At 71.4% G+C, this 12875-nt stretch carries 6 protein-coding genes; 1 reads left to right on the top strand and 5 read right to left on the bottom strand.

All coding sequences use genetic code 11. The features are described from left to right. Positions 1-38: 38 nt before the first annotated feature. The gene (locus ACIBTS_RS34940) at positions 39-2024 is read right to left on the bottom strand and encodes a beta-galactosidase (protein WP_399324712.1); all 1986 of its coding nucleotides are present in this window, start codon (positions 2022-2024) and stop codon (positions 39-41) included. A 180-nt stretch (positions 2025-2204) separates the two neighbouring features. Here ACIBTS_RS34940 and ACIBTS_RS34935 point away from each other — a divergent pair, with 180 nt between their 5' ends. After that, positions 2205-4049: a ricin-type beta-trefoil lectin domain protein gene (locus ACIBTS_RS34935; protein WP_399324711.1), complete on the top strand. Its 1845-nt coding sequence runs from the start codon at positions 2205-2207 to the stop codon at positions 4047-4049. A gap of 7 nt (positions 4050-4056) precedes the next feature. Here the strand turns inward: ACIBTS_RS34935 and ACIBTS_RS34930 are convergent, their stop codons facing one another. The 4 genes from ACIBTS_RS34930 to ACIBTS_RS34915 all read right to left on the bottom strand — a co-directional run bounded on the left by ACIBTS_RS34930 (position 4057) and on the right by ACIBTS_RS34915 (position 12587). Further along, positions 4057-6195 (bottom strand): beta-galactosidase, encoded by a 2139-nt coding sequence (locus tag ACIBTS_RS34930; protein ID WP_399324710.1) that lies wholly within the window; start codon positions 6193-6195, stop codon positions 4057-4059. Between the two features lie 135 nt (positions 6196-6330). Continuing rightward, positions 6331-8085, bottom strand: a complete 1755-nt coding sequence (locus ACIBTS_RS34925) for a cellulase family glycosylhydrolase (protein WP_399324709.1) — start codon at positions 8083-8085, stop codon at positions 6331-6333. A gap of 55 nt (positions 8086-8140) precedes the next feature. Continuing rightward, the gene (locus tag ACIBTS_RS34920; protein WP_399324708.1) at positions 8141-9655 is read right to left on the bottom strand and encodes a glycoside hydrolase family 43 protein; all 1515 of its coding nucleotides are present in this window, start codon (positions 9653-9655) and stop codon (positions 8141-8143) included. Between the two features lie 88 nt (positions 9656-9743). Then, complete coding sequence (locus ACIBTS_RS34915; RefSeq protein WP_399324707.1) at positions 9744-12587, bottom strand: glycoside hydrolase family 3 C-terminal domain-containing protein; 2844 nt, start codon at positions 12585-12587, stop codon at positions 9744-9746. Between the last annotated feature and the right edge of the window lie 288 nt (positions 12588-12875).

The raw sequence follows: 12875 nt of genomic DNA, 5'->3' as shown, positions 1-12875 counted from the left end.
TTCCTTTCCGGAGGAACGGTCAGGGGAGACAGGGCAGTTCAGAACCTTCGGAGTACGGCGCAGCCGCCGGGCGGCAGTTCGCTGACCCCGGTGCCGGTCAGCAGGTCGTGGCCGGGGTCGGGCAGCGGCACCGCGTCGCGCCGGTGGTTGAGCAGGAACTGCCAGGCGCGTCCGTCGGCGGCCCGGCGGGTCACCGCTTCCACGTGCTGTGGCAGGCCGGGCGCCCCCGGTCCGAGGGTGGCTTCCGCGGCCAGCCGCCGGACCAGGGCGGCGTACGGCGCGTCGACGAGCCGGGTGGACAGGTACCAGCCCTGCCCGGATCCGAACCGGTGGCGGGTCAGCGCCGGACGGTCCGTCAGCATGCCGTGGGTGTAGCGGGCGAGGGCCTCAGCGCCGTCGGTGCGCAGGCTCTCGGACCAGGAGCCCGCCTCGGTCCCGTCGGACAGGACGATGCGCTCGCCCCGGCGCAGCGGCCGGTGTTCCTCGACCCGGACGCCCAGCGCCTCGCGGAGCGGCTGCGCGGGATAGCCGCCGAGACGGGCGTGCAGACGTTCGTCGACGCAGCCGCTCGCGTACTGGACGAGCAGGGTGCCGCCATGCTGGACGTAGCGGCGCAGATTGGCGGCGGCCGCGTCGGTGAGCAGGAACAGCGCGGGGGCGAGCACCAGGCGGTAGCGGCTCAAGTCCTGTGCGGGGTGCGCGAGATCGGTGGTGACGCCCGCGTCCCACAGCGCGCGGTGGGCGCGGCGCAGCGCGTCGTGGTAGTCGAGTTCGGCGGAGGGCAGGCCGTCCACGTCGAGGGCCCACCAGGCGTCGGAGTCGTGCAGCACCGCGGCATGGGCCGTCACGGTCGAGCCGGCGATTTCACCGAGGCGGGCCACGGCCGCGCCGGTCTGCTCCACCTCGCGGAAGACGCGGCTGTCGGGGCCGGCGTGCGGGACCATCGCGGAGTGCCACTGCTCGGCGCCCGCGCGGGACTGGCGCCACTGGAAGAACAGCGCGCCCTCCGACCCGCGGGCGATGTGGCCGAGGGAGTGCCGCAGGATCTCCCCGGGTTCCTTGCCGAGCACGCGGTCTCCGTCGTAGACGGTGCTGGTGCCCTGTTCCATCAGCAGCCACGGCCGGCCGCCGCCGAACGAACGGGCGCGGTCCGCGCCGAACGCCGTGTCGGCGGCGGCGTCCAGACCGGGGGCGACCGGGTAGTGGTCGATGGCGACCAGGTCGACCTCGTCGCCGAAGGCCCACAGGTCCAGGTTCTGGTAGCCGGGCAGCATGAGGTTGGTGGTCACCGGACGGTCGCTGCGGGCGCGGATCGCGTCGCGCTGCTCCCGGTAGGCGCCGAGCACCTCGTCGGACCAGAACCGCCGGAAGTCGAGTGTCTGCCCGGGGTTTCGGTGCCACTGGGTGGCGCGCGGTGGCAGCACCTGCTCCCAACCGCCGTACCGCTGGCTCCAGAAGGCGGTCCCCCAGCCTTCGTTGAGGGCGTCGAGGGAACCGTGCCGGGCACGCAGCCAGGTCCGGAAGGCGGCGGCGACGTGGTCGCACCAGCACAGCGTGGCGTACTCGTTGTGGACGTGCCACAGCGCTACGGCGGGGTGGTCGCCGTAGCGTTCGGCCAGCGCGGCGGCCAGGCGGCGGGCCGCCGCGCGGTAGGCCGGGGCGGCGAGGCAGTAGGTGTCGCGGCTGCCGTGGGTGAGCCGCACCCCCTCGGCGGTGACCGGCAGACCGTCGGGATGTGCCAGGGAGAACCACGGCGGCGGGGAGGCGGTGGGTGTGGCCAGGCCGACGGCCACGCCGTTGGCGTGCAGCCGGTCCAGGTGGGCGTCGAGCCAGGTGAAGTCGTATCGGCCCTCCTCCGGCTCCAGCAGGGCCCAGGAGAACACGCCGACCGTCGCCAGGTTGACCCTGGCTCGGCGCATGAGCTCGTCGTCCTCCTTCCAGACGGCCGCGTCCCACTGCTCGGGGTTGTAGTCGCCGCCGAAGGCCAGGCCCCGGAGGTGCCGGCTCAGTTGTGGTGCGGACAATGTCACTCCTCGCAGACGTATGAACGAAACTTTCCTGAAGGGGCGGGAGCGCCCGGTGCGCAGCCAGCTGCCGGGGAGGCTCGGAGCCGGACGGAAGACATTGACGTGCTCATGTCCGAGCAGTACGTTGCCGCAGAAATTACTTGGAAACAACCAAGAAATTTTCTCGCGGAGGTGGTTGTGCGCAGAACGCTTCTCACCCGCGCCCTTGCCGGCCTGACCACAGCGCTGCTCGCCTCGACGGCTGCGCTCCTCGGCGGCGTTCCCGCCGCCCACGCGGACACCGCGGTGACCGTGTCCGTGGACGCGAACCGGCCGCTGGGCTCCATCCCGTCCATCGGCTCGGGCGTGAACACCGCCGTCTTCGACGGGCAGATGAACTCCTCGGCCACGCCCTCGCTGATCGCCGGCGCGGGCTTCAAGGCCGTCCGCTACCCCGGCGGCAGTGTCTCCGACGCCTACCACTGGCAGACCGGCACCGAGGAGAACGGCGGGTACGTCGCCCCGAACACCGGCTTCGACGCCTTCATGGGCACCGTCCGCGCCGCCGGCGCGCAGCCGGTCATCACGGTCAACTACGGCTCCGGCACCCCCGACGAAGCCGCGGCCTGGGTGCGCTACGCCAACATCACCAAGGGCTACGGGATCAAGTACTGGGAGGTGGGCAACGAGGTCCCCGGCAACGGCGAGTACAGCAACGGCAGCGGCTGGGAGCTGGACAAGCACAGCAGCCACAGCGCCACTACCTACGCCACCAACCTGCTCCAGTTCGTCTCCGCGATGAAGGCCGTGGACCCCAGTGTCAAGATCGGCGCGGTGCTGACCACTCCGGGCAGCTGGCCCGACGGCATCACCGGGCCCGGCGACACCGCCGACTGGAACCACACCGTGCTCTCCATCGCCGGCCCGAAGATCGACTTCGTGATCGTGCACCACTACCCCAGCACCACCAGCGAGAGCGACCTGCTGACCAAGCCGCAGGCGGACATCCCGCGGATCACCTCCACCGTCCGCTCGCTCATCAACCAGTACGCCGGCAGCAACGCGCCCAACGTCGGCATCGCGATCACCGAGACGAACGGCCAGCGGGACGTGGACACCGCGCCCAACGCGCTGTTCGCCCCGGACGAGTACCTGACCTGGTGGGAGAACGGCATCTTCAACGTCGACTGGTGGGACCTGCGCAACGGCACCGACTGCTCCTCGGTGACGAACGTCGGCGGCGCGACGGACTACGCCGACGGCGGTCTCGTCTCCAGCGGCGCCTCCTGCGAGCCCGCCCTCAACACGCCCTTCGCCCCGTACTACAGCCTCCAGCTGATCACCAAGCTCGGCGCCCCCGGGGACACGATGCTGTCGTCCACCAGCTCCACCTCGCTGGTCAGCGCCCACGCCGTCCGCCGCAGCAATGGCGACCTCGACGTCATGCTGATCAACAAGGACCCGAACAACGCGGCGAACGTGGCCCTCTCCTACAACGGCTTCACACCCGCTTCGGCCACTCCGACCGTCTGGTCGTACCTGAAGAACGCAGGCGGCCTCAGCTCGGCCGCGACCGGCGGCCCCTCGCAGCAGACCGTGCCGCCCTACTCGATCGTCGTGGTCCAACTGCACCCCTCCGGCGCGGCGGCCACGGGCTCCCTGCACGCAGTCGGCGCCTCCAAGTGCCTCGATGTCCCCGGCGCCACCACCGCCACGGGCACCCAGGTGCAGCTCTGGGACTGCATCGGCAGCGCCAACCAGCGCTGGACAGCCACCAGTTCGGGTCAGCTGACGGTGTACTCGGGCAGCTCCCAGATGTGCCTGGACGCCTACGGCTGGGGCACCACCTCGGGCACCAAGGCCGTGATCTGGTCCTGCACCGGCGGCACCAACCAGCAGTGGAGACTGAACTCCGACGGCAGCATCACCAACACCCTGTCCGGACTGTGCCTGGACGCCGCCGGGGGCGGGACCACCGACGGCACCTCGGTCCAGCTGTGGACCTGCACCGGGGCCGCCAACCAGAAATGGCAGCTGAACTGACGCCATGTCATCGATCCGCGGCGAGGACACGCACGTCCCAGGGCCCCAGCTCGACCGGGGCCCCGGCCGGGACAGCGCTCCGCGCCGCACCGTCCGTCCCGGACGCGAGCACGTCCGCCAGGTCACCGGGCGCGACGGCGGAGGCGGGCTCCCAGCTCCAGTTGTGCACGACGTGGACGCGGCGGCCGTCCGGCGCGGTCCCGGTGCAGGCCGTCACCGAGGCGGGCAGGTCACGCCAGCCGCTGCACGGCTTCGGCACCAGCCACGCCATCAGCGCCCGGGCCGCCGCCCCGTTGGGGACCGTGCCGACGCAGGTCACCCCGCCCCGGCCGTGAACGCGGCTGGTCACCACGGGCCAGCGCCCGAAGTGCGGGTGCCGGTACCCGGCCAGCACCTCGGCGCCGTCGGTGACCAGGGCATCCACCCGGCGGGTCGCCCGGGCCCCCGCCGGAAGCTGCAACGGGCTCTCCGGCACGGCCCGGAGCGGCAGTTCGGCGGAGAGGTTGCTGAATTCCTCGTAGCAGACCCCGGCCGCGCCGGACAGTCGCGCGGGCGCGGGTTCGGGCCGGGCGCGCCCCTCGGGATCGGCATAACCGGTGCGCGGGCCGAGGACCAGGTGGCCGCCCGCCTCGGCGTAGGCGGCCAGCCAGTCCAGCAGGCCGTCGTCGGCCAGGTACAGGCCGGTGGCGACCAGCACCGGGTGGCGCCGTGCGACCACGTCGGGGGCCGGCCTCGCGCCGGGGTCCTCCGGGTCGTGCAGCTGCCTGGCGTGCAGGATGCGCACCTGCCGGCCGGACTCCACCGCGCCCCGGTAGAAGGGGTCGAACAGGCCGTGGTAGGAACGGTTGTCGGGGCTGTTGTCCGCGGCGGCCAGCGGCGGGTACTTCTGCATCAGCCACTTGCTCGGCAGCGAGTACACCATGGCGATGTCGGCGTCCGGCTCCAGCCCGGCCACCAGCTCGCCGGCCGCCGCGAACTCACGGCCCAGACGGGCGAGCTCGGCATACGCGCGGCCAGGACGCCCGCTGTGCGGCAGCACCCCGCCCCAGTAGGTCTCGGCGCCGAAGTGCAGGGTGTGCCAGTGCCAGTACTCGACCATGCGCGCCCCGCGGGCGACCAGCGCCCAGGCCGCCTGCCGCCACTGTCCGTCGTAGGCGGGACGGTTGTCGTGGGTGCCGCCCACCGCCTGCGCGTTGGTCTCCGTGACGAGGAAGGGCTCCTGACGTGAGGACCAGGCCCGGTCGGCCTCCTGGAACAGCCCCCATACGCCTCCGGCCAGCCACGCGTGCGGCGGCCGGTCCGGATCGGCGGGCAGTGCCAGCGCGTCCTGCATCTCGTAGTACGGGTTGGCCGCCGCGATGTCCAGACGGTCTGCCAGCCGGTCGTCGTCCAGGGCGGGATGGTGGTGGTGCAGACAGGTGGTGACGAACTGGTCGGAGCGGGCGTACTCCCGGACCAGGCCGGCCTGCCAGGTGATGAACTCGGTGGTCTGCCGGGCCTGGAAGGCGCGCCAGGCCACGTCGTACTGCGGCTGCGCGTTGCCCTCCGGGGTCCACAGGTCGACCCAGGTGGTCAGCCGGTGCGACCAGTAGACCAGGCCCCACTCCCGGTTGAGCGTCTCCACGTCCCCGTAGCGGGCCCGCAGGTCGTCGACGAAGCGCTGGAACACGCCGTGGTTGTGCGGCAGCCGGCAGCCGGGTTCGTTGTCGACCTGGAAGCCGATCACGGCCGGGTGGCCGGCGTGGCGGGCGAGGATGCGGCGGACCCCGCGCTCCGCGTGGAAGCGGAAGGCGGGGTGGGTGATGTCCATCTCCTGGCGGGCGCCCCACGGGGCACGGCGGCCAATGGCGTCCTGCGCGGCGATCTCCGGGTGGAGCCGGGCCAGCCACGGGGGGACGGCATAGGTCGGGGTGCCCAGCACCACCGCGATGCCGCGGGCGTGGGCGGAGTCGAGGACCGGCTGCAGCCACTCCAGGTCGAAGCGGCCGCTCGTAGGCTCCCAGGTGGACCAGACCGACTCGCCGACGCGGACCACCGTGAAGCCGGCCTCGGCCATCAGGTCGAGGTCGGCCTCGATGCGGTCCATCCGGTGGTACTCGGGGTAGTAGGCGGCCCCGAACAGAACGCGGGGCGCAAGCGTGGTCACGGCGGTCCTCCGGCCGGGGCGGTGCGGCCAGCCGAACACCGGTCGGCCGCACGGGGGTTGACATGGGTGCTCCGGTGCGGAGGTCAGGGGAGGGGGTCCGCACCGGAGCGGTTCACGGTGCCGGCTGGTCCTGGCTCAGGAGGCGGTGCCGGTCACGGTCGAGCCGGAACGGGTGACGTGGTAGGTGACGGTGGCGCCGCTCCAGAAGTGGAAGGTGAGCGTCACCGGGGCGCCGTCCTTGACCGTCTTGAGGAAGTCGGCCTTGACGGTGGTGGTGTTGTTGCCGTAGTCGGGGCGGTAGTTGTCGAACGACTGGAAGGTGGTCCAGGAAGCCGGGCCGGCGGCGGTGCCGTCGGCGTAGGTGGACTCGACGTTGGCCATCAGGTCACCGTTGAACCGGGTGGGTATGGTGAGTCCGTCCTCGGTTCCGGTGGCGTCGGTCATCACCGGCTTGTCGTACGAGCGCACGAAGAGTTTCCACGGGACGCCGTCGGAGTACCGGACCTCGAGGGTGGCGTTGACGCCGGCAGCACGGTCGCCGGCGAGCCGGGTGAGGGCGTCGGCGGTCAGGGTCAGCCGGTCGCCGTTGAGGGTGTAGTCGACGAACGGGATCAGCGGGCGGTCGCCCTGCCAGAGGCCGGCGAACGAGAGGCCGTTGCGGTTGAGCGTGATGGTCTGCGCCGCGATGGGACCGGACTTCGACAGGAAGATGTTGTCGGTGGCGGCGGTGCCCGAGCGGGTCCGCCAGGAGCTCTGGATCAGGGCCTTCATCTCGGGGACCTGCCACTGCATGGTGGAGCGGTTCAGGAAGTCGTTGGCGGCGTCCCAGACGGCGGAGGTCATGCCGTTGATGCGCGCCTCGTAGTTGACGTGCTCGAAGTACTTCAGCATCTCGCCGCGTTCGACCACGCCGGAGTACGGCGAGGTGAGCAGGCCGTACTCGCCGAGGTAGACGGGGATGCCCTTGGCCACGAAGGTGTCGTGCACCCGGGCGAAGCCGTCGGTCAGGTCCTTCTGGGCCGTTGCGTCGTAGGTGGTCCCGTTGGCGATGTTCACGCTGAACGGGTACCAGCTGTAGTAGTGCACGGTGGCGACCAGGTTGGGGTCGTGCAGCGAGCTCATCGTCGTGGACAGGTCGTCGAGCCAGTGCTGGGCGTTGTTGGTCTCCTCCGAGGGCAGGACGAGCAGGCGGTCCTTGTTCCCGCCCCCGGAGTTGCGCACGACGCCGTAGAAAGAGGTGTTGAGTTCCCGCAGGTACTGGGTCTTCTGGGCGTCGGTCGCGTTGGAGAACTGCGGCTCGTTGATGCTCTCCATGAGCAGCTTGCGCGGCTCGTCCTTGAAGGTGGTGGCGATCTGCTGCCAGGTCGACTTGAACCGCGCCATCACGTTGTCGTGGTCGGTGGACATGTTGGCGATCCACTTCCACGAGTCGTGGTGGACGTTGATCTCGACGTAGAGGCCGTCCTCCAACGCCCAGTCGACCACCTGCTTGACCCGCTTCATCCACACGGGGTCGATGGTGTACGGGGCGGTGTCGGACTGGTGGGGGAACCAGGTGACGGGAATCCGGACACTGCGGAAGCCCTGGGCGCGGAGACCGTCGAACGTGGCCTTGGTGGTGAGCGGGTTGCCCCACGAGGCCTCGTCGGGGAACGCGTCGAAGGTGTTGCCGAGGTTCCAGCTGGGCTGCATCTGGGCCACGGCGGCCATCGCGCTACGGGGGGTGTGGTCCGCTGCTGCCGGCGCCTGGCCGGCCGGTGAGGCGACGGCGGTGCCGCAGGTGAGGCTGCCGGCGGTGACCACGGCCGCCAGGAGCCCGGCCGTCCGGTGCAGGCGGCGGTTGTGTGGGCGGGCGGCGCGCGGTGTGCCCTTCTGCTGTGCGTCGTTCACGGTTCGTCCCTTCGGATGAAATGGGTGGTGGGGCGAGGAAGCCCCTGACGCGTACTCAGGGGAGCGGGAGAGGCTCGTAGTCGAACCAGTCGAAGCAGACCGTGCCCGCGGTGGCGTACAGGCCGATCACGCGGCCGGTGAAGCCGCCGGCGACCTCGGTCGACAGGTAGCGGCCGTCCACGGACGCCAGGTCGCTCGTCGTGCCGTCCGCCGTTCCGACCGCGAAGACGAGCGAGTCCGGGCCCCTGCGCGCGTCGTGCGGCTCGGGGGCCGGGCCGGTACGCACGGACAGGACCAACGGGCCTGCGGGGAGCGCGCGTTCGGCGACGATGGACCGGACCGTGCCGATCCGGGCGATCACCCGGACCCGCCCGTCGGCGTCGGCCTCGATCGCGTAGTGGTGGCGCTCGTCCAGCCGCACGGCCAGGCCGCCGGTGCCCGTACCGGGGTCGATCAGCGTGCGAGCCTCGAAGGCGAGGTGCTGCTGGCGGCGGCCGACGAAGACGACGTCCGGCTCGTCGAGGGAGCTGCCGCGGGCGCACAGGGTCAGCCAGCCGTCGCGCTCCTTGGTGCCGACCAGTTCCGCCGGGCGGTCCCGCAGCGAGATCCAGCAGGGCCGGAGCTCGGCGGCATCGAAGTCGTCCCGCTCGGGCAGCGGCTGAGGCGGCGACACCTGCCAGGGAAGTTCCGCGAGTTCGAGGCCGACCTCGCCGACCACGGGCCAGCCCTCCTCCCAGGTGACCGGCGCAAGGAAGGTCTCACGTCCCAGCACGTGCCAGCCCGGGGTGCCGCCCTGAGGCCTGACGCCCAGCAGCACCATCCACCAACTCCCGTCCGGCGCCTGGACCAGGTCGGCGTGCCCGGTGTTCTGCACGGGCTTGGTCGTGCTGCGGTGGGTCAGGATCGGATTCGCGGGGCACGGCTCGAAGGGCCCGCGGGGAGAGGGGCCACGGGCGATGGAGACGGCGTGGCCGCGCTCTGTGCCGCCCTCGGCGATCATCAGGTACCAGTAATCGCCGATCCGGTACAGGTGCGGCGCCTCGGGCGCGGCGGCGCCGGGCGTGCCGGACCACACGCGGTACGGCTCGCCCAGGGTCTCGCCGGTGTACGGGTTGAACGGCACCTGCGCGACGCCCGCGACGGTGCACCAGCAGTTGCCCTCCTCGTCCCAGGCCAGGTCGGGGTCGATGCCGGGCACGCCGGGCGCGTGAACGGGCTCGGACCAGGGGCCGGCCGGATCGGTCGCGGTGACCACCAGGTTCCCGCCGCCGGAGACATTGGTGACCATGAGCCAGAAGCGCCCGTCGTGATGGCGCAGGGTCGGCGCGTAGATGCCTCCGGACGAGGACGTCTCCACGGGCAGCCGCAGCTGGCTCGGCCGGTCGAGGACGTTACCGATCTGCGTCCAGTTCACCAGGTCGCGGCTGTGGAAGATCGGCACGCCGGGGAAGTACTCGAAGCTGGAGCAGGCGAGGTAGTAGTCCTCGCCGACCCGGCAGATGCTCGGGTCCGGATGGAAGCCCGGGATCACCGGGTTCGTCGCGACGGTGGACGGCTGGGGCGTCGGCATAGGGCAGGTCCTCGGCAGGGAATCGGAAGGAGAGCGTTGGGGACGACGGCCGTGCCTCCCCTCACAGAGGTACGGCCGTCGTTGGCTCTCAGGGGGTGAAGGTGAGGGTGGTGAGGCGTTGTTCGCCGGTGAGGATGACGCGGAGGTCGTGGACACCGGTGGGCTGGTGTCCGGTGAGGTCGGCGAGGACGGTGGTCCAGGTGTGGCGGTCGCCGGTGGAGGGGACCGTGACGGTGGTCAGCAGGCGGTCGCCGGCCCAGAGTTGGAGCTGGGCGGTGCCGGGGGCGGTGCGGGAGACCTGGAGGGCGACGGAGCCGGCGCCGGCGAGGTCGACGTCGCGGAAGAGGAGTTCGCCCTGCTCGGCGGTGGGGGTGACGGCGTCGCCGTGGGTGGGGGTGGCGTCGACGAGGGTGATGTTCTCGTAGTCGTCGAAGTCGGCTGCGCGGAGCGGGACTTCGAGGACGCGGCGAGGCTCCGGTGCGGGGCCGGTGACGGTGAGGGTGGCACTGCGGACCGGCTGGCTCGCCGAGCGGGCGGTGATCAGTTCGTAGCGGCCGGGGTGGACGGTGAAGGCGCTGGTGGCCACGTCCCAGTGGGCGAGGGCGTCGGTGGCGGGCAGGGTGAACTCGAGCTCGGTGGTCTCGCCTGCCGCGAGGCGGACTTTGCGGTAGGCGGCGAGGCGGAGCTCGGGCGCGTGGTAGCGGGCGTCGAGGTGGCGGGTGTAGAGCTGGACGGTTTCGGTGCCGGGGCGGGTGCCGGTGTTGGTCACGGTGAGGGTGGCGGTGACCTCCCCGTCCGCGTCCAACTCGGTGTGGCCGAGCTTGAGTTCGCCGTAGTCGAAGGTGGTGTAGGACAGGCCGTGGCCGAAGGGATAGAGGGGTGCGGTCCGGTGGTACTGGTAGGTCCAGCCGGCCTTGATGATGTCGTAGTCGAGGGGTGCGGGGAGTTCGTCGTCGCTGCGGTACCAGGTCTGGGGGAGGCGGCCGGTGGCGTCGGTGTCGCCGCGCAGGACAGCGGCGAGGGCGCGGCCGGTCTCCTGGCCGGCGTGGGAGGTCCAGACGATGGCGGGCAGGTGCTGGTCGGCCCAGTTCACCGCGTAGGGGTAGCTGGACATGACGACGAGAACGGTGTCGGGTTGGACGGCGGCGACTTCGCGCAGCAGCCGGTCCTGCTGCGGGGGAAGCCGCAGCCCGGCGCGGTCCTGGGTCTCGCGGCCGTTGATGTGAGGGTCGTTGCCGAGCACGACGATGGTCACGTCCGCGGCTTGGGCGGCGGCGACGGCTGAGATGACGCCGTCGCGGACGGTGGTGCGGGTGAACCGCAGGGCCTGCTCGGGGGTGTCGGCGGTCATGGCCAGCTCGCCGGTGGCGGGGTCGGCCTGGGCGTAGCGACCGGTGAACTGGTTGCGCAGCACCTCGGTGCCGTCGGTGGCGGGTTCGAGGTGGAAGGTCTCGTGGACGAACCAGTCGCCGGGCTGGTCGCGGTTGGCGGTGACGCGCTGGTCGGCGTCGCGCAGGGAGGCATACCGGCCGGTGGCGGCGGAGCGGAGGGTGAGCACGCCCAGGTCCCAGTCGAACAGGTCGAACTGGGCGGCGGCGTCCGTGTCCTGGGCCTGGCCGAGCACCAGCAGGCCGTCCTCGCCCACGGCGGTGACCGCTTGCCCGTCGGTGGTGCGCAGCACGATCCGGTCCACGCCCTCCACCCCTTCGATGCCGAGGCCGTCGGAGACGGTGACGCGGTAGGGGTGGGTGCCGCTGTACCAGTCCTCGAACAGGGTGCAGGCCAGCGGCCCGACCACCGCGATCCGCCGCTCCGGGGCCAGCGGCAGTAGCCCGGTGTTCTTGAGCAGTACCACCTGTTCGGTGGCGGCGCGCAGCGCCAGGGCCTGGTGTGCGGGGGAGTTGACGACGTCCCAGCCGATCCCGGCGTAGGGGTCGAGGTCGGGGTCGAACTCGCCGAGGCGGAAGCGGATCGACAGCTGGCGGCGCACCGCCCGGTCGATGTCGTCCTGGGTCAGCAGGCCGCGCTCGAGGGCGGCGGTGATCCGGCCGATGGTGACGGGGCTGTCCTCGCCGTGGTCGGTGAAGGAGTCGATGCCGGCCTTGAGTGCGGCGGCGTGGGAGGCGGCGTGGTCGTCGAAGTAGTGCTCCGGGTCGACCAGGTTGGAAGGGGCTTCGGCGTCGCTGACGACGAACAGCTCGTGGCCGGTGGGCTCGGCCCAGCGGCGCAGCTCCTGCTCGATCAGGGGGCTGACGTGGCAGGGGCGGCCGTTGACGAGGTTGTAGGCGGCCATGACGCCGGTCGCCGCGCCGGTGGCGATGGCCGGGCGGAAGGCGGCCAGGTCGTACTCGTGCAGCACCCGGGGCCGAATCGCCGAGGAGGTGGTGCAGCGGTCGTCCTCGTTGTTGTAGGCGAGGAAGTGCTTGAGCACCGGGGCCGTGCGCAGGTACGTCGGGTGGTCGCCGGTCATGCCCCGGCAGAACGCCGTCCCCAGCCGGGCGGACAGCAGCGGGTCCTCGGAGTAGCCCTCCTCGTTGCGGCCCCAGCGCGGATCGCGCAGCAGGTTCACCACCGGCGCCCAGCCCTGCAGGCTGTTGCGGCCGGTGCCGCTGACGGGCGGCCGGTGGTGGTGGAACGCCCGCTGCTCGACGGAGATCGCCGCCGCCACCTCGCGGACCAGGTTCTCGTCCCAGGTCGCGCCCAGGCCCACGGCCTGCGGGAAGGTGGTGGCCTCGCCCAGCCAGGACACGCCGTGCAGGGTCTCGGTGCCGGTGCGGAACTCGGCGACCCCGAGATGCGGGATCGCGGGCGAGTACTGGTGCAGCATCGCGATCCGCTCCTCGAGGGTCAGCCGGGAGAGCAGGTCCTCGACGCGCTCGGCGAGTGGGAGCTCCGGGTCGCGGAAGGACAGCGTGACGGCATCAGTGCTCACAGGTGGAAGTCCCTTGCAGGTGTGTGTGAGGCAGCGTGGAACGCCCAGGACGGAAGGGCCAGACGGCCGGCTCCGGTGGTCCGAGGGCGGTGGTGAGGATGGCGTGTTGAAGCGCTTCGACGCTGGCATGCGCCCACAGGACTGTCAAGAGAAAGTTTCCAAGAAAATACTGTTCATGTGGCGGGTGAGATTTTCCGTGGCACCTCTTGCATCCTGCGTGAAGCCACTCTTAACCTCTCGGCAACATTCAAGCGCTTCGACGCTCCGCAGGGACGCGACGACAACCTG

The sequence above is a fragment of the Streptomyces sp. NPDC050121 genome (assembly GCF_044460385.1).
Taxonomy (GTDB): domain Bacteria; phylum Actinomycetota; class Actinomycetes; order Streptomycetales; family Streptomycetaceae; genus Streptomyces; species Streptomyces soliscabiei.
The sequence above is the reverse complement of the archived record's forward strand: the minus strand, read 5'-3'. Positions and strand labels throughout refer to the sequence as shown.